Below are 19,433 nucleotides of genomic sequence, written 5' to 3'. Positions count from 1 at the left end.
AATGCGATAAACCTACTAAATAAAAATAAATCTGAATTTATTTTGTAGAGTCTCCAACTTGCACTATCTTTGCGCTCTGAAAAGAAGACCATTACACTATTTATTACCAAAATAGTAACAGAATATAAATTTTTAAAAGAAAATATCAAAATGAAAAAAGGTATTCATCCTGAAAATTACCGTCCGGTAGTATTTAAAGATATGTCAAATGGTGATGTATTCTTGTCTCGTTCCACTTGCAACACGAAAGAGACTATCGAATTCGAAGGTGAAACTTATCCGCTGGTAAAGCTGGAAATCTCCAGCACTTCTCACCCGTTCTACACAGGTAAGTCCAAGCTGGTTGACACTGCCGGTCGTGTTGATAAGTTCATGAGCCGTTACGGTAACCGTAAGAAATAATCAGTTTCAAGCAAACTGAAAAAAGGGAGTCTTTCACTGAAAGGTTCCCTTTTTTGTTTCCGCCTCCCGCTGAGCGATAAATAGGGAATCTCCTATCACAGAATAGGGGAAAAAACAAGAAAGGGGAAAAACACTTTCCTATTTTTGTATCATCGAAACCGAAAACATACCAAAATCATGAAACGACTCGCCACCCTATTCATCCTGACAATCCTTGTCACAACGGCAGGGTTTGCCAACCCCAAGCACAAGGACTTAAGCGGAAACATCGCCATCAAAGGAGAATTGACAAAAGAGTACCAGCAATCTCCCGCCGGTACCCCGGTCATTATCCGACGGGTTGTCAAAATGAACAATCCCGGCGAAAACAGCGACAACATTTACTATGCTGTCGAAGTGAACGGCATACAAGAGACCATTCCTTCGGATGAGATAGGTATCATTGCCATATCCGCTCCGGAAACGGACCGGGAATTCTGGCAGCAAATATACCTGAAGAATCATCTTTACGAATATTTCAACGACCGCGGCTACAAGCACAAACTGCGCCAGGAAATCGACGAAGAATGCCTGGACTATCTCGATAAACTGAACGAGATAGCCTATCAAGACGACTACATAACCTCGTACGTGCAAGGAATATTCTCCAAATTGAATGCCACCACCATCGACAGCAATCGTGGAGAGAGCCTGAACATACGTGTCATCCAGTCGCCCGAACCAGATGCCTTCATGCTTCCCAACGGCTCCATGGTTATCAGTACGGGCCTCCTCTGCACTCTTGATTCCGAAGACGAACTGGCCGCCGTCATCGCATGTGAGCTGGGGCATTTCGTCCTCGACCATCAGGTAAACAACATTTACCGTGCCGAGCGGCGTGCCAAGCGTGCGGCTTTCTGGGCAGACGTCTTTACCACTGCCGCCAGCACAGCCCTCGATGTGGCCTACTGGGACGATAATGAAGATGCTTATGCCGTCAGTCTGGTGGCAGATATCGGAGCCATCGCCTCCCTTTTGAGCATTCCGGCAACGGACCGGTTGGGAATGAAATACAAAACTTCCCAGGAAATCTCTTCGGACCACCTTGCGCGCCAACTTCTGGCATTCAAGGGCTATAATCCCGACGGAATCGCATCGGCTCTCGGTAAAATTATAGGGTATTACAACCTGCACCAACGCAGTAAGGACATTCCTCGCTACGGCAGCATCGGCGACCTGCAAAAGCGTATAGAAAAGGCCGGTGAATCCCATAGCCTGAGTGCTCGCCCCTACCTACGGACCACCAGCGATGTCGTTTCTTTCAACGCAAGTATGAACTACGCCAACAAGCGCTATAAGGAAACCGCCCGGCTGATACGCAAGAACATTGACAACAGACTAGCCACGGACAACGACTACATCATCCTGGTAAAAGCGGAAATGGCACTGTCCAATACGGAAGAAGTGAACAACCGCTGCCTCGCCATGCTTGACAAAGCCCAGGAGATGGCAGGAACAAGCCCCAATCTGGACATATATAAACAAAAAATACTATTATTGATGCGCATGAACAAACAAGCCCAAGCCGCCGATATACTGAAAGAATACATCACCTTGCTTTCGGACTACGAAGGCCAGGGCATAGAAGGAACCGAAAAGGAATGGACTAATAAAGAGATAGGTTGGGCAAACCAAATGCTGGATAGGATAAGCAGAATATAGAGAAAGGAATAACTAAGAATGAAGAATTTGACTGCGCGATGATGCCGCATGACAAATTCTTCATTCTTCTTATTTTAGTTATTCATTCAAATTACTATTTGCGGAACGGTGGCTTCACAACCACAGCTTTCAGCTTACGTCCCCGCATGTCAATACAGATTTCCGTACCGACCTTGCTGTATTCGGGTCTGATATACCCCATTCCGATACCAATCTTACGGGTAGGCGACATAGTTCCGGAGGTAACCACACCGATGGCAGTACCGTCTGTACTATACAGCTCGTAACCATGACGGGGGATACCGCGGTCTATCATTTCAAATCCCACCAACTTACGGGTAGTGCCTTCCGCTTTCTGTTTTTCCAGCATCGGGCGATTGGTGAAGTTCTTTCCCTCCACAAACTTGGTAATCCATCCTAAACCCGCTTCAATGGGCGAAGTGGTGTCATCCAAATCATTGCCATACAAACAGAAGCCCATTTCCAGACGAAGCGTATCGCGCGCACCCAGACCAACTGGCTTAATGCCGAACTCCGCGCCTGCCTCGAACACGGCATCCCAAATCTTCATGGCAGCCTCCGGATAGAAGTAAAGCTCAAAACCACCCGCGCCGGTATATCCGGTATTAGAGATAATGACATCCTTTTCTCCGGCAAACTCACCGTGGGTAAAAGTATAGTAAGGAAGGTCGGAAAGATTGATGGAAGTCAGCTTCTGCAACGCCTGAATAGCCTTCGGTCCTTGCACAGCAAGCTGTGCCATGTGGTCGGAAGCATTTTCCAATTCAGCGCCTTCCGTGTTATGAGACACACACCAGTTCCAGTCTTTCTCAATGTTCGACGCATTCACGACAAGCAGGTATTTCTCCGGCTCATAATGATAGACCAGAAGGTCGTCTACAATGCCTCCGTTGTCATTGGGGAAGCAGGTATACTGTACTTTCCCTGGTGTGAGGGCAGCTACATTATTGGAGGTCACTTTCTGCAGAAAGTCCAAAGCATGGGGACCTTTCACCCAGAATTCTCCCATGTGTGAGACGTCGAATACACCGACACCCTGACATACTGTGAGATGCTCGTCAATGATGCCGGAATACTCGATAGGCATATTATATCCCGCAAACTCGTGCATCTTGGCACCCAGCGAGATGTGTTTTTCGGTAAACGGAGTGGTTTTCATGGAACTATTAGAGTTATGAGTTATGAATTATCTATTTGCTGGCTACGAGCTCGGCAATCTTGACGATGACGTTCATGGCTTTCTCCATGTTCTGGATAGGCACGAACTCATAGCGGCCGTGGAAGTTCAAGCCACCGGCAAAGATATTGGGACAAGGCAACCCCTTGAAAGAGAGCTGGGCACCGTCCGTACCTCCGCGAATGGCTTTTACACGAGGCTCTACACCTACCGCCTTCATGGCGGCAAAAGCGGTGTCGATGATATGCATCACCGGTTCAATCTGCTCGCGCATATTGTAGTATTGGTCGCGAAGTTCCAGAGTAGCAGTACCCGGACCGTATTCTTCATTGATTTTTGCCACAAGGCGTTCCATCTCCTTCTTGCGCTCTTCGAAGCGGGCGCGGTCGTGGTCACGGATAATGTAAGAGACTGTTGTCTGCTCCACCTCGCCGGTAATGCCTATCAGATGATAGAAACCTTCGTAACCTTCGGTATGCTCCGGGGCCTCGTCAGCCGGAAGCATGGACATGAAACGGTTGGCAACGCGAATAGAATTAATCATCTTATTCTTGGCATAGCCCGGATGCACATTCCGTCCCTTGAAACTTATCTTGGCAGAGGCCGCATTGAAGTTCTCGAATTCAAGTTCACCCACTTCTCCGCCGTCCATGGTATAGGCCCATTCGCAGCCGAACTGCGCTACATTGAACTTATGGGCACCCAGACCGATTTCCTCATCCGGATTAAAGCCGATACGGATTTTACCGTGCTTGATTTCGGGGTGCTCCTTCAGATATACCACTGCCGATACAATTTCGGCAATACCGGCTTTATCATCGGCACCAAGCAAGGTCTTGCCGTCGGTCACAATCAAATCTTCCCCTTGATGGTCGAGCAGTTCGGGGAACTGGGCAGGAGAAAGAACCACATTCTCTTCGGCGCAAAGAACGATGTCCTTACCGTCATAATTCTGCACGATACGCGGAGAAACATTCTTGCCACTCATATCGGGGCTTGTATCCATGTGGGCAATAAAGCCGATAACGGGCAACGGCTTGTCTGTATTGGCAGGAAGAGTGGCGAACAGATAACCATTTTCGTCCAACGTGATTTCTTCCAGACCCAAAGTTTCCAATTCTTCTTTCAGATACCGGGCAAACACCATTTGTCCCGGAGTACTCGGAGTAACCTCAGTCTCTTCACTGGACTGAGTATCGAAGCTTACGTACTTTAAAAAACGTTCTACTAAAGTCATGATAATAATGATTTAATGTGATAATATGCCAATGTGATAATATGCCAATGTGATAATATGCCAATATGCTAATGTGCTAATATGCTAATGAAGATAGTCATGCCTATGCCCACAGCGCAACCAATTGGCACATTAGCATATTAGCACATTAGCACATTGACGCATTGACAACTCGCTGTAAAGATAAAAAAAGGGGCGTGAACTGCCAAGCAATTCACGCCCCTTTTTTATTCCTTAAGGACAAAATGTCAATCAAAAATGGCTGCTACCATCAAAACAATGCGTACATATCTTACACTTAGGCAATCCGATAGCCTCAACCAGAGTTTCCAACGTATTGAACTTTAAGGATGAAAGTCCGAAACGCTCGCGGATAACGTCCACCATCTTTTCATATTCGGGTGAGCCGGTAGTGGCATACTTATCGAGATTCTTATTCTCGTCACCCTCCAGCTCCTTGATGACACGACGGGTAATCAGTTCCATGTCGCTTTTGGAAGCCGTGAATCCTACAAACGGGCAGCTATATATCAATGGAGGACAAGCAATCCGGATATGCACCTCCTTGGCACCATACTCATACAGTACCTTCACATTGTCGTGCAACTGGGTCCCCCGGACAATAGAGTCATCACAGAACAGCAGACGCTTACCCTCGAGCATGGCACGATTGGGAATCAGCTTCATCTTTGCCACCAGCGAACGCAATTCCTGCTTGCTGGGAGTAAAACTACGAGGCCAAGTCGGAGTATATTTGGAGATGGCACGATGATAAGGAACTCCTTTACCTTCAGCATATCCAAGTGCCATGCCTACACCCGAATCGGGAATGCCGCAGGCACAATCCACCTCTGACTTATCTGTCTGTGCCATCTTGAAACCGGAGGCAAAACGCACTTCCTCCACATTCTTACCTTCGTAGCAGGAAGTGGGGAAACCGTAATATACCCATAAGAAGGAGCATATCTGCATTCCTTCATCAGGCTTGCGTATCTGTTCCACACCATCGGCACGCATCCGTATAATCTCTCCGGGACCCAGATAGCGGTCTATCTCATAACCAAGATTCGGAAAACTGCTCGACTCACTTGTGGCGGCATACGCTCCGTCTTTCTTGCCAATCACAATCGGAGTACGTCCCCAGCGGTCGCGGGCGGCAATGATGCCGTCTTCTGTCAGCAACAACATGGAGCAGGAACCTTTGATATGCTTATACACATTTTCAATTCCTTCGACAAATGTTTTTCCTTGTATGATAAGGAGGGCAATAAGTTCCGTCTGATTGGTTTTGCCCGAACTGAGTTCGGCGAAGTGCATGTTCTGAGCCAACAGTTCTGCTTCCAGTTCTTGCAGATTCACGATTTTGGCTACCGTTACAATGGCAAAGCGGCCAAGGTGGGAGTTGAGGATAAGGGGTTGAGGGTCTGTATCGCTGATGATTCCTATTCCGGAATTTCCCTTGAACTTGTCCAGTTCATCTTCAAACTTCGTGCGGAAATAGGTGCTTTCCAGATTGTGGATGGAACGGGTAAACTGCGCCGTTTCTGCATCGTATGTAGCCAACCCACCACGTTTTGTCCCTAAATGTGAATTATAATCTGTGCCGTAAAACAAATCCGCCACACAGCTTGTTGCCTTGGCGACTGTTCCGAAAAAACCTCCCATAAGTTCTGTTTTGTTATTGGTTTCTAAAATTAACGGGTGCAAAGGTACAAAGAAGTTTTTTTGTTCGTGTCATTTTCTATCTATACATTTAAAAAAAACTTGTTGGGGAGGGGGAAATAAAAAGCCCCGCAGAGATTGGACTTCTGCGGGGCCTCACTAATGCCTAATAAAAACTCTTTCTACCCTAAATTATCTCCACTTCTTCACAGCTTTCTTGTCAGCCGGAGTCGCTTCAATCAAGCTCAATGCAAAACCACGCTACGCGCTTCTTTCACGGACATTTTGGTCTTACTGGTTACGATACCCTTCTTTATCTGATAAGAAGTAGGGTTCTCCTTATAATCAGCATCTTTACCGTCGGCGTAGAGAGTGGCTACGTATTGCTTGCCCGGTTCAAGGAAGTCGAGCGTAAAGTTGGCTGTACGTGCATTCTCGTCTGTAATACCGCCAACAAACCAGTTGCCGGTTCCTTTTGCCTTACGGGCCACGGTAATGTAATCACCCGGTTCTGCTTCAATGTACTTGCTGTCGTCCCAGTCTACTGCCACATCCTTGATGAATTGGAAAGCATCCATGTGCTTTTCGTAGTTCTCAACCAAGTCGGCAGCCATCTGCAACGGGCTGTATAAAGTTACATACAGAGCGAGTTGCTTGGCAAGTGTAGTCTGCACTTGTCCGTGGGGCAAATCGCCCATAAAGTCGAGTTTGGTATCGAAGATACCCGGTGTGTAATCCATCGGACCGCCAATCAAGCGGTTGAATGGAAGCAATGTGGTATGGAACGGTTTGCTGCCACCAAATGCCTCATATTCAGTTCCTCGTGCAGATTCGTTGCCAATCAAGTTAGGATAAGTACGGCACAAACCGGTAGGGCGTACAGCTTCGTGCGCATTCACGCAAATTTTGTAGTCGGCAGCCTTCTTCACGGCATAGAGGTAGTGGTTGTTCAGCCATTGCCCATAATGATGTTCACCACGGGGAATCATATTACCTACATATCCGCTCTTCACTGCATTGTAGCCATTATCCACCATAAACTGATAGGCCTTGTCCATGTGACGTTCGTAGTTGCGCACCGAACCGGATGTCTCATGATGCATCATCAGCTTCACGCCTTTGCTCTTTGCATATTCATTCAGCATCTTCACGTCGAAATCGGGATAAGGAGTTACAAAGTCGAATACATAATCCTTGGATTTGCCAAACCAGTCTTCCCAGCCTTCATTCCAGCCTTCTACCAATACTTGGTCCAGACCGTGCTCGGCTGCGAAGTCGATGTACTTCTTTACATTTTCGTTAGTGGCACCGTGACGGCCGTTGGGCTTCATTTTGGAGTAGTCCACATCACCCAGTTTGATGGAGGGAAGGTCGTCTGTATATGCCAGGTGCTCTTACCTGCAATCATTTCCCACCATACACCTACGTATTTCACGGGCTTAATCCAGGAAACGTCCTCGTAAGCACAAGGTTCGTTCAGGTTCAGCGTGATTTTAGAGGCAAGGATGTCACGGGCATCGTCGCTTACGATAACCGTACGCCACGGTGACGTGCAGGGAGCTTGCAGATAACCTTTATCGCCTACTGCATCGGGAGTAAGCCAAGATTCAAAAACGAAATTCTTATCATCCAGATTCAAGTGCATGCAAGAGTAATCCACCAAAGCAGCTTCGTGCAAGTTGATGTACAAACCATCAGCAGTCTTCATCTGCAAAGAAGTCTGAACACCGGTGGGCGAAAACGGGGTTTGCGAAGAGTTAGGCGTAATGGCCCCTTTCATCAGCCGCGGATTTCAGAAAGTTTGGATTCTGTGTAGTCATATTCCTGCGTATCGTAGTCGCCCGGAATCCAAAAGGCAGTGTGGTCGCCAGTCATGGCAAACTGAGTACGCTCCTCTTTAATCACGAAATAGTTCAGGTTCTTCTGCAAAGGGAATTCATAGCGGAAGCCCATACCATCGTCGAACAAACGAAAGCGGATAATGATGTTCCTATCCTGCGCCTTTTGGTTGAGCGTCACAGCCAGCTCATTGTAGTGGTTACGGATTTGCTTTACTTCACCCCATACCGGTTCCCAAGTCTCGTCGAAAGTGGAAGTCTTTGCATCCGCCAACGTGAAGCCATTCATCAGACCGGGGTCGTTCTTCAGTTCGAGTCCTAATTTGGAAGGGTTAATCACCAGCTTTCCTTTGTAAGAAAGTTCGTAAACGGGTTCGCCTTGCGCATTTACCGAAAAATTCAATTGAAGTTGTCCGTTGGGAGAGGTAATACTCTCTGCCATTGCTACGCCGCTCACCAACAAAACGAGCAGGAAGCAGGCTAATTTTGTACAGATTGCTTTCATGTTTCTCATGCTATATTTATAAAATTATGTTCCAGATGCAAATATAGGCAGGAAAGAAATACGCTCTGACGCAATTAAACTAAAATGATGATGATTTGTCGGCAAACGTTTGCATGAAAACCAACTTCCCTTGAACAATGGCTACCCTTATACTCTCACCTTATCTACAAATCCTTGAGAGAAGTTCCAATAGTTGCTTTTGCTTCACCGGTTTGGACAAGAAGGCATTGCATCCGGCATCGGTAGCACCGGCACGGTCTGCATCAAAAGCATTAGCCGTAAGTGCTATAACCGGAATGACACTATTGAACTCCCGAATCTTCCGGGTTGCTTCCAACCCACCCATAATAGGCATTTTCAAATCCATAAGGACGCAATCAAACTTCCCATTGCGAATCTCCCCAACAGCATCCACACCATTGTCCACCCGCAACAAGTCGTGATTCTTGAGGATATTGCGCACCAGTAAGAAATTGCTATCATTGTCTTCTGCCACCAGAATCTTAAGTCTCCGGTCATCCTTACCGTCCCACACCGGGCAAAGGTCCGGAAGCGATATCTTTGGACAACTGGAATCACCATGCTGGAAGATTTCACACGGCACCCATGCCCAAAAAGTAGACCCAACTCCCTGCTCGGAACTAAATCCGATTTCTCCACCCGCAGCTTCAACAATCGCCCGGGAGATTGCCAATCCAAGTCCGGTACCCTGCACAAAATCATTCAGTTTCTGAAAACGTCCGAAAACCCGGTCTTGCAATTCTTTAGGGATACCTGCTCCCGTGTCTTCTACATAAAACCGGATTCCTTCTTTTTCAACCGCATACCCCATCTTTATAAATCCTGCTCCGGTATATTTTACCGCATTGGTAAGGAAATTCATCCATACCTGTTTAAGCCGGCTCCTATCGAGAAAAATCCAACATTCCGTACAAGGGTTATCCTGGAGTAATTCCACATCAGCATTTGAAATCTTCGACCGAATCATCACATAGAGTTCATGACACAGCTGTGCCAAGTTAAATCGCTCCCGTTTACGGTCGATAATTCCCGACTCTATTTTCGAAAGGTCCAAAATATCATTGATAAGCCGTAGCAACAAGTCATTATTGGATTCGATGATATCCCAATACTCCTTCTTCTCATCCGGGTTATCACAGTCTACCAGCAATTCGGAGAATCCTACGATGGCATTCAGCGGTGTACGTATTTCGTGGCTCATATTAGCCAAAAATGCTGATTTCAACCTATCGGAAAGCTCAGCCTTATCCTTCATCTCCTTCAGTTCCTGGGCCATTGTCTCCCATTTCGTATTATTGAAGCAATGCCGGTATAACGAATGGGCTTCCCCTTCTTGTCACGTTCGGACGGAAGTCCGGTAACAATCAATGTCTGCCAATCCTGGTCCCATTTGGTCCGGGAACGATACTGAAATGAGAATTCATTATATTGCCCGGCAGACATGGCAACTATATTTTCACGGACACGTTCCGTATCTTCCGGATGAGCAGCATTCAGATAGTCTTCAGGCATAATTACTCTTTCGGGATTGAAATCATTCACCGGATCATTGAACGACCGGTATTGTCTGTTCTCCACATCATAATCCCAATAAGACATACCGACAGTCTTGAAAGTCAGTTCCATTTTGTAGTTCCGTTCCTTAAGCTCCTCGTTCAACTGATGGAGTTTGGAAATATTCTGCCTAAATCCGGTATAACCGATAACTTCTCCATCCTCTCCGAATTCGAAAGGGACTCCCGTGATATTACAGTATTGCCAGGTCTCATCATGTTTGGTCTGCATGCGGCAGGTAAGATTAATGTTGATATCCCGCCCCAGCAACATGGATTGCAGAACATCATTGACCAATGAACTGTCTTCGGGATGAATCACATTCAAGTAATCTTCCAAAGACACCAATCTGTCAGAAGCATAATCATTGACCGGATCGTTGTAAGATTCGAATTTTTGTGTCTGCACATTGAAGTCCCAATGCACTATATCGTTGACCTTCATGGCCAGCTCACGTTTTACCAACAAATCCTGCGTGTTTTTTGCCAACCGGATTTTTTCAGTTACATCCAATAAAGTCCCGACAATCTGCAACTTACCCAAATGCTCGGTCGAAAGCCGCATACGGCTCTCATAATGCCGGTATCCCCCTTCCCGTTCATTAAAGACACGAACAGTAAGCTGCCCTTGCATCACTTCTTTATTTATCAGTCTGGAAAACAGCTCCTTTAAGGGAGTACGGTCCTGCGGATGAAGCATAGGCAGCAAGTGCTCCAAGGACATGCCACTCCTGAACACAGAACTCCCATGTAATACTCCGAACTCCATTTTGTACACATCATATATCCATGAAGACATGTTTGCAGCCTCCATTGCCATCTCCAGATTTTTCTTACTTTCCTCTGTGCGGTACTCCGCCTCCTTGGTAGAAGTCACATCATTGGTAAGCAACATATGGCCTACAATAGCCCCCTTCTTGTTGGTTATCGGAACAATCTTGACCTCGTAAATAATGGTATCCGTATTAGAAGTATGAAAATACTCTTTATTCATCCGGTCAAAATCATATTCGAACTCAAGTACAATATCATCTCCGGACTGAATCCTCGCTAAGAGTGCCTCGTCCACATAAGGCTGTTAAACAGATTGACTTTATTAATCACCGCATCAAGTTCCACGCCATACATCATCCGCGCCCGCTCGTTCAAACAGCGAAGAATACCAGTTGAGTCGTAAATTTCCACACCCATTGGCAGACGGGCGTACACGCCATCTGTCAAGAATATCTGTTCATGCAGCAATACCGACATCTCTTCTTCAAAAGATGTGTTATCTCCATCGCAAGCTTGTGTTTCCAGTTGTTCCATCTATTAGATTTTACAGTTATCGAATAATGTGAATAGTACGCCGGTATTCTGTCGGAGACATACCTGTGTAGCGGCGAAAAAAGCGGCTCAGCGACGATTGGTTTGCAAATCCCGTCTGCCGTACAATCTCTTTTATCTCAAGATTAGCATCACGAAGCAACGACTTTATCTCAAGTACAATATGGTCTGCGAGCAATTCTCGGGCAGACAAGCCATTTACCTCTTGAATAACCCGGGTCAGATATTGAGGAGTTATACACAGCTTATCAGCATAAAACGCCATCTCTTTATGCTGCTTATAATGTTCATAGACCAACATTGCAAACCGGAAAGCAATATTCTCCTTATTAGAATTCAATGGAACCGGGATTCCCCTCCGACTTACAGTCTTGCGGAAATGAACATAAAAATCCCAATAAAAAATACGTAAGAAATGCAAGATAGTCTCCCGCCGGAAAACGGAATTGTCGGAGCTGTTCCGGAAATCAATGACACGGCAAAAGCCAAGAAACCTTTGAACTTCATCCCGAGTCAACTGAACCTGGAAATTCCTACGCATATAAAAGAAGAAATCAGGAGTGATTTTTCCTAAGCCACTCATAGTATCCAAAAACATTGTTTTATCTATTTTGAAAAAAGTCATGGAGAAATCCGGACTTATCTCACGTATTGAAACTGACTGTAGCGGTAAAACTGTTACCAAGTCGTTTTGGGATATTCGGCGGCTGATTGAAAACACCTCTATAACAGCTGTTCCACTTGTGCAAACTCCCCCAAAACCTTCTGCCGAATACGCTTTATGTTCATCTGCTGGAAAGGCAGAAAGCTCGGTATATATAGAAAAATTGCCATCCATCTGAAATGTTGCAGTTAAAATGAATAACAAAGATACGGATTTCCCCCCAATCAAATTTCAAGATGCAAGATATAGAACGCAAACAGCAAATTTCGGTGCCATAGAGACAAAAGACAGACCTTACCATATGGCCGGGTATACAAAAAGTGATTACCTTTGCAATCAAAACCATACTCAGATATCCTATGAGCAAAATATTGATAGTTATATTCCTTGGCGGCGGTACCGGCAGCGTACTGCGCTACTGCGTGCAGATGATGCTCCACGAGCGCATAGTCCCCTACTCTTTCCCATGGGCTACATTCACGGTCAATATCCTCGGAAGTTTCCTCATCGGGCTATTCTATACCTTATCCGCCCGTTTCAACCTTTCTACTGAGGTACGGCTGTTGCTGACTACCGGTCTGTGCGGAGGATTCACCACCTTCTCCACTTTCAGCAATGACGGACTGATTCTGATAAAGCAAGGATTCTACGGAATGTTTGCCTTATATACCTTATTAAGTATCACATTAGGAGTCCTGGCAGCCTTTGCCGGCGGCGCCTTCGGACGCTGTATATAACCCAAACGCCCCTATGAAACCCAGCAAACCTTTTGTCATGCCTCCCGTACGCATCAACCTGCCCGACATACGGGGAGCCATCGTCAATACTTCCCAAGCCATGGAGTTGACTGCTCTTTTAGGTATTACAATAAAGGATTAAAAACGAAAAACAATTCCTTGTTTTCATTTGTTAGTAAGATAGTTTATAATTAAAATTGACTGAATATGAAAATAGAGAAGATTATCGGACGTGAAATCCTCGATTCAAGAGGTAACCCAACTGTAGAAGTAGACGTAACCTTGGAATCCGGCTTCATAGGCCGTGCATCTGTCCCGTCGGGAGCATCCACGGGAGAACACGAAGCATTGGAACTGCGTGACGGTGACAAAAAACGTTACGGAGGCAAAGGTGTCTTGAAAGCCGTGAACAATATCAATAATATCATTGCCCCCAAGCTCATCGGTATGTCCGCCCTCGACCAGATGGGTATCGACCATGCCATGCTTGCACTGGACGGAACCAAAACGAAAGCCAATCTGGGTGCCAATGCCATCCTCGGCGTATCTCTTGCTGTAGCCAAGGCTGCCGCCGCTTACCTTGACATCCCACTCTACCGATATATCGGTGGTACAAATACCTATGTGATGCCTATACCGATGATGAACATCATCAACGGCGGTTCGCATAGTGACGCTCCCATTGCTTTCCAGGAATTCATGATACGCCCCGTAGGTGCCACTTCCTTCCGCGAAGGTCTGCGTATGGGTGCCGAAGTGTTCCACGCACTGAAGAAAGTCCTGAAAGACCGTGGCCTCAGCACAGCAGTAGGCGATGAAGGAGGTTTTGCTCCTAATCTGGAGGGTACAGAAGATGCCTTGAACTCCATCATTGCCGCCATCAAGGCTGCCGGATACGAACCGGGCAAAGATGTAATGATTGCCATGGACTGCGCTTCTTCCGAGTTCTACCATGACGGCATCTACGATTATACCAAATTCGAAGGCGACAAAGGCAAGAAACGTACTGCCGACGAACAGATTGACTATCTGGAAGAGTTAATCGACAAGTATCCCATCGACTCTATCGAAGACGGCATGAGCGAGAACGACTGGGATGGCTGGAAAAAACTGACCGACCGTATCGGCAACCGTTGCCAGTTGGTAGGAGACGATTTGTTCGTCACCAATGTGGACTTCCTTGCAATGGGCATCGAAAAAGGCTGTGCCAACTCCATATTGATTAAAGTAAACCAGATAGGTTCGCTGACCGAAACACTGAACGCCATCGAAATGGCACACCGCCACGGATATACTACCGTAACTTCCCATCGTTCCGGTGAAACGGAAGATGCGACTATCGCAGACATAGCCGTAGCTACCAACAGCGGACAAATCAAGACCGGTTCGCTGAGCCGCTCAGACCGTATGGCAAAGTACAACCAACTGCTTCGCATCGAAGAAGAACTGGGAAGCAATGCGGTGTATGGATATAAGAAAGTGATAAGTGATAAGTGATGAATTATTTGCCGGAAGGCGGGGCTTATAAAGAAGAAAGCATTTATATAAACGTAAGAAGGGGCGAACCGTCACGGTCTGCCCCTTCTCTTTTTAACCTTAAATCAACAATCAATCTACTACCTTAAAGAAAACTTCTTCTCCACTTTGGCTATCCGGTGCCACCCAAAGAGCAAAGTCTCCGGCTTCCACCGTCTTCACCATATCTATATTCCAGAAAGCAAGTTCACTTATCGGAAGTTCAAACGATACATTTTTCTTCTCACCCGGCTTCAATGTGACGCGGGCAAAGCGTTTCAGCTCCTTCACCGGACGGGTCACCGAAGCAAACTTGTCCTGCACGTAAAGCTGGGCTACCTCGGTACCTTCATACTTTCCGGTATTCTCAAGGTCGAAAGTCACAGTCAGCACATCTTCCTTCTTCAGACTGGCAGACGAGAGTTTCACATTATCATATTTGAACGTCGTATACGACAGACCGTAGCCAAACGGATACAGCGGATCGAAACCAGCGTCCATATAGAAAGAGGTACATCCCAATGAAGTCTGTCCCGCTTCCAACGGAATGTCATTCAGCAAAACCTCATTCCGCGTAGCCGGACGTCCGGAACTGTTATGAGCATAATAAACCGGTATTTGTCCTACCATCTTCGGGAACGTCACCGGAGTCTTGCCGCTTGGTACTGCCTTGCCCCACAACAAGTCGGCCAATGCCGGTCCTCCCATGGTTCCGGGATGGAACGAATAAAGTACAGCTGACGAGAGTTCGACTTCCTTTCCTATGGTCAAAGGACGCCCTGCCATTACGACCGTAACCACCGGTTTTCCCGTTTTCGCCAAAGCGGCAATCAGTTCGCTTTGCGCACCTTGCAGGTTCAGGTCAGCCAGGCAATGCGCCTCTCCTGACAGAATAGCCTCTTCGCCTACAAACGCCAAAATAACATCAGCACGTGCAGCGGCAGCAGCGGCTTTGGCAACACCTGCCATATTCTTGTCACGGCTATAAGTCAGACCCGGCTCGTATATCACCTGCACTTTGTCTCCCACCAGTTCCTTGATAGCCTTCAACGGTGTCACGGTTTTTGTCTTGTCACCATCAAATATCCAGGTACCCAATTGGTCATAAGGTGCATCTGCCATCGGACCTACCACAGCAACCGTCTTTACCGAAGATTGCAAAGGCAATGTCTCCTTTTCGTTCTTCAGCAAGATGGCCGATTCCACAGCAGCCTGCTTGGCAGCCTCCAGATGAGAAGGAGCATAAAGTTCCTCTATCCGTTTCTCATCCACATAAGGATTATCAAACAGTCCCAACCGGAATTTGATACGCAGAATATTCCGCACGGCATCGTCTATGGCAGACTTCTTGACCTTACCTTCTTTTATCAATTCCGGCAATTCCTTGACAAACGTATAGCTGACCATCTCCATATCCACGCCAGCATTCACCGCCTTCATTGCTGCCTCTTTAGAATCGGCAGCAAAGCCATGTGCCATCATTTCGGCTACCGAAGCCCAGTCTGACACTACTATTCCATCAAATCCCCATTCACCACGAAGCACATCTTTCAAAATAAAAGTGTTTCCGGTAGACGGTGCTCCGTCATTGTCATTGAACGAAGTCATGAAAGTGGCTGCCCCTGCCTTGGCCACAGCTTCAAAAGGAGGAAGGTATACATCCCTCAAACGACGCTCCGGAATGAAAGTGGAATTATAATCACGCCCGCCCTCGGCAGCGCCATAACCTACAAAATGTTTAGGACATGCGGCTATGGAAGTCGGACTGTTCAGCGAATCTCCCTGGAAACCTTCGACCATAGCAACCCCCATCACTGAAGTCAAATAAGTATCTTCGCCACATCCTTCGGCCATACGCCCCCAACGGGGATCGCGAGCCACATCTATCATCGGTGCAAATGTCCAGCGGATACCCACGGCAGAAGCCTCCACAGCCGCTACCCGTGCACCATCCTTAGCCACCTGCGGGTTGAAAGATGCCGCTTGTCCCAAGGGAATAGGGAATATGGTCTTGAAACCGTGGATCACATCACGCGCCATCAGCAAGGGGATACCCAAGCGAGACTCCTCCATTGCCACACGCTGTAAGGCATTGACACGCACCGGATCTACTTCATTCAGGATAGACCCGACTTCACCTTTCTTTATCAATCCGCTCATATCCTCTATGTTGCCATAAGAAGAAATCTGGTTCATCTGCCCAATTTTTTCCTCCAATGTCATACTGGACAACAGCGTTTCTATTTTCTGCTCGATGACTGCATCATTTTTTGTATCCTGCACTTGAGTACAAGATATAAAAGGAAGCAGCAACAAACAAGCAGAGAGCATTTTCATTGTTTTCATCTTTAATCTATTACTTGAAATGGAATATTTGCTGTTGAGACAAAGCCCGTATTATCAAGTACATATACGTACAAACGATATTCTCCGGGAACTTTAATTGCAGTCTCATACACATTCTTATCTGACATAGCCACCTCACCGACTCTTTCCGGACGCGGTTCATAAGAACCTCCAAAGCCCAGTACTGTAGCTTCTTTAAGCACTTCCCAAACATAAGTCAGAGAATCATTTTCCTTGTCTATGGCCGCAACCTCTGCTTTCAATGAAGCACCTGCCTTGATGCGGACATTATCAATAGCACTCTTCCCATTGACAGTCATCATACCCAGAATTACCGGAGCCGTTTCATCCAGTTCCTTACCAGTCCACACTCTTTGCATAGCCTCTACCATAGGAGTCTTTTCTCCTTTCAGAGGCAGCATATCCACCGTGTCTTCTACAAACATACTGAACCAGGTAGGCGTACGTTCTTCTTTTTGTCCCCACAAGAATACAAAAGAGCCCAAGCAACGGGGATTGGCAGAAATATATTGCGTATAACGCTCTTCGTACACCTGCCGTTTTTCTTCACTGGTCTGCTCTATGGGTGCTTTCCACTCGGTAGAAGCTGTTTCCCACCAACCGGTCGGTCCCCACTCGGTAATCATAAATGCACCTTGTAGTCCGACTTGTCAACAACCATCTGCACCTCTCCCATCGGACCATATACATTGATGCCCACATAATCGAGAGACGGAGCATACTTTGCCACAGAGTCCAATGCCGACGGATTGTAGGAAATCACTGTCGAAACCAGATGACGCTTGTCTATCGACTTTATCAGCTGTGCCAGTTCTTCCACAAACTTCCATGCGGCAGCTATATTGGCATTTCCCAACTCAATTTCATTGCCAATACCCCAAGCCAGCAAACTCGTATCATTCTTGAACGTTTCTGCCAACAAGCGGACTTCTTCGCGCATCTTGTTCTTATATTCATCATCGTAATAGCGTATGGAGTCTTTGGTCATGCCTATTCCTTGCATTACGTACATGTTGTGCTCCGAAGCCAATGCCAGGTTTTTCTTTATCTCCTCCACATTACCTCCCCAGGTTCTGAAGGCATTGGCACCACTCTGGGCGGCAATGTCCAACCGATATGTGCCGCCTACGCCTTTAATATAAGTTTCTCTTCCGTCAATGGAAAGTTTATAACCGTCTGTCGCCTTCTCTATTACAATGCCGTCTAAAGAAGAAGGAGAACAGGCAGACAACAAAACTAAACAGATAAAAATAAATATTTTTTCTTTTTTCATCATCAATTGTCCTAAAGCATAAGTATCTATGTTATAGATAAAACTAACATTTAGTCTGCGCATTCAAATTTTATTTAAATAAAACAGCTCTACTTTTTCTGAAACACGCGTACATAGTCCACCTTCATCGTCACTGGAAGAGCAGACTCGTCCACACCGTTCATTCCACCCCAATCACCGCCCCAAGCCAGATTCAGAATGGGATAGAAAGCATAGTGGAAAGGCCATTGATTATGCCCAGTTCCCAATTGTTGCTTGGTAACAGCCAACTGTACCTTACCATCTACGTATGTAGTGATGGCATCTTCCGTCCACTCTAAAGCATAGAGATGAAATTCTCCTTCTGCCTGTTCTATAGTCATGGCATGTGTTTTCTGCGTACCTTTAGTATGATTATAATCTTGCGTATGGATAGACGAAGAGACTTCGTTGGGTACGACTCCCACTTCCTCCATAATATCTATTTCACCACACATGGGCCATGGGTTAGTATTCCAGTCATTACCAACCGGCATCATCCAAAAAGCCGGCCACGTCCCCTTGCCTTTAGGCAACATGATGCGTGCTTCAAAGTAGCCGTATTTCCAACCAGTATTCACTTTAGCATACACACGACCAGAGTAAATTTTACCATCGGAGCCTTTGAAACAATTAATATTCAACTTACCGTCCACAAGTTCTGTCACACGCTTTCCGTCAGCAGAACCATTGATGTAATTTTGAAGTTCATTATTTACCCACCCTGCTCCTTGAACCTCGTGTGTCCAATCATTGCCAAGAGATGTGCCCTCATTAAATTCATCATGCCAAACCAACCGATACCCCTCAGGGGTATTGATATCCCGATCTTCAGCCGATTCTTGAATAACTGTTACAGTTACTTTCTCTGTACCAGCCACCACTTCAACTGTACCCGTACGGGAAATCTTTGCATCATTAGCTAAAGTAGCCACAACAATCTCTCCGCTGTTTTTTTCTGCGCTAATCCAACTATCATTGGATTTCACATTCCATTCACCAGAAGCAATAACAGATAAGATAAAAGATTCTCCTATAGAATTAGAATACAACTCAGTCTGTGACACTGATAAAGGAGCCGCTTGCGTAAGAGGAATAGATACACGAGTAGCACCAGATTTAACCACCACCGTACCAGTACGAGAAGTAGTACCGTATGAGCACTGACTATAACCGTCGCTGTACCTTGGCTAGAAGAAGAACCTATTACATTTACTTTGACCCATGAACTGCAATCATCAGAGGCAAAAGCCGTCCACTCTTTACCGGAACAAACCACATTCACCACATATTGGCTAGCTTGTGCAACAGCCTCTATCTTTTCAGGAGAACATTTAATGGTAACATCCTCGGATTGCGGTTCCTTGTCATCGCTACTGCCACAAGCAATCAACGAAAACAAAAGAATAGATAATA

General features: G+C 46.3%; 11 protein-coding genes and 3 pseudogenes. 5 read left to right on the top strand and 9 right to left on the bottom strand.

The window, feature by feature from the left end:
* Window positions 1-150 precede the first annotated feature (150 nt).
* Both JCM16496_RS01835 and JCM16496_RS01830 read left to right on the top strand, forming a co-directional pair.
* Window positions 151-402: a type B 50S ribosomal protein L31 gene (locus tag JCM16496_RS01835; RefSeq protein ID WP_005835945.1), complete on the top strand. Its 252-nt coding sequence runs from the start codon at window positions 151-153 to the stop codon at window positions 400-402.
* Between the two features lie 177 nt (window positions 403-579).
* Window positions 580-2,103, top strand: a complete 1,524-nt coding sequence (locus tag JCM16496_RS01830) for a M48 family metallopeptidase (protein WP_025831917.1) — start codon at window positions 580-582, stop codon at window positions 2,101-2,103.
* 94 nt (window positions 2,104-2,197) lie between these two features.
* Here the strand turns inward: JCM16496_RS01830 and gcvT are convergent, their stop codons facing one another.
* The 6 genes and pseudogenes from gcvT to JCM16496_RS01800 form a co-directional block, all read right to left on the bottom strand.
* On the bottom strand, window positions 2,198-3,283 hold the full coding sequence (gcvT, locus tag JCM16496_RS01825) for a glycine cleavage system aminomethyltransferase GcvT (RefSeq protein ID WP_025831915.1): 1,086 nt from the start codon (window positions 3,281-3,283) through the stop codon (window positions 2,198-2,200).
* Window positions 3,284-3,314: 31 nt separating this feature from the next.
* On the bottom strand, window positions 3,315-4,538 hold the full coding sequence (gene pepT, locus JCM16496_RS01820; protein WP_025831913.1) for a peptidase T: 1,224 nt from the start codon (window positions 4,536-4,538) through the stop codon (window positions 3,315-3,317).
* Between the two features lie 252 nt (window positions 4,539-4,790).
* Window positions 4,791-6,203, bottom strand: coding sequence for an amidophosphoribosyltransferase (locus JCM16496_RS01815; protein ID WP_025831911.1), 1,413 nt, complete (start codon window positions 6,201-6,203; stop codon window positions 4,791-4,793).
* Between the two features lie 189 nt (window positions 6,204-6,392).
* Window positions 6,393-8,552, bottom strand: a pseudogene (locus tag JCM16496_RS01810) (glycoside hydrolase family 97 protein).
* Window positions 8,553-8,703: 151 nt separating this feature from the next.
* A pseudogene (locus tag JCM16496_RS01805) lies at window positions 8,704-11,425 on the bottom strand (PAS domain-containing hybrid sensor histidine kinase/response regulator).
* A 16-nt stretch (window positions 11,426-11,441) separates the two neighbouring features.
* A complete protein-coding gene (locus JCM16496_RS01800) occupies window positions 11,442-12,281 on the bottom strand; it encodes a helix-turn-helix domain-containing protein (RefSeq protein WP_025831909.1) in 840 nt (279 codons plus the stop codon).
* Window positions 12,282-12,466: 185 nt separating this feature from the next.
* Between JCM16496_RS01800 and crcB the strand changes: the two genes are divergently transcribed.
* The 3 genes from crcB to eno all read left to right on the top strand — a co-directional run bounded on the left by crcB (window position 12,467) and on the right by eno (window position 14,341).
* Window positions 12,467-12,844: a fluoride efflux transporter CrcB gene (crcB, locus tag JCM16496_RS01795; protein ID WP_025831908.1), complete on the top strand. Its 378-nt coding sequence runs from the start codon at window positions 12,467-12,469 to the stop codon at window positions 12,842-12,844.
* Between the two features lie 13 nt (window positions 12,845-12,857).
* Window positions 12,858-12,986 (top strand): hypothetical protein, encoded by a 129-nt coding sequence (locus JCM16496_RS24520; RefSeq protein WP_262482738.1) that lies wholly within the window; start codon window positions 12,858-12,860, stop codon window positions 12,984-12,986.
* A 65-nt stretch (window positions 12,987-13,051) separates the two neighbouring features.
* A complete protein-coding gene (gene eno / locus JCM16496_RS01785) occupies window positions 13,052-14,341 on the top strand; it encodes a phosphopyruvate hydratase (protein WP_025831906.1) in 1,290 nt (429 codons plus the stop codon).
* 111 nt (window positions 14,342-14,452) lie between these two features.
* On the opposite strand, the gene bglX is transcribed toward eno, so the two are convergent.
* The 3 genes and pseudogenes from bglX to JCM16496_RS01770 form a co-directional block, all read right to left on the bottom strand.
* Window positions 14,453-16,705 (bottom strand): beta-glucosidase BglX, encoded by a 2,253-nt coding sequence (gene bglX, locus JCM16496_RS01780; RefSeq protein ID WP_025831905.1) that lies wholly within the window; start codon window positions 16,703-16,705, stop codon window positions 14,453-14,455.
* A gap of 2 nt (window positions 16,706-16,707) precedes the next feature.
* Window positions 16,708-17,999 (bottom strand): annotated as a pseudogene (locus tag JCM16496_RS01775) (glycoside hydrolase family 2 protein).
* A gap of 89 nt (window positions 18,000-18,088) precedes the next feature.
* Window positions 18,089-19,084, bottom strand: coding sequence for a family 16 glycosylhydrolase (locus JCM16496_RS01770; RefSeq protein WP_244440192.1), 996 nt, complete (start codon window positions 19,082-19,084; stop codon window positions 18,089-18,091).
* Window positions 19,085-19,433: the final 349 nt, after the last annotated feature.

This window comes from Bacteroides rodentium JCM 16496 (assembly GCF_000614125.1).
GTDB lineage: Bacteria > Bacteroidota > Bacteroidia > Bacteroidales > Bacteroidaceae > Bacteroides > Bacteroides rodentium.
The sequence above is the reverse complement of the archived record's forward strand: the minus strand, read 5'-3'. Positions and strand labels throughout refer to the sequence as shown.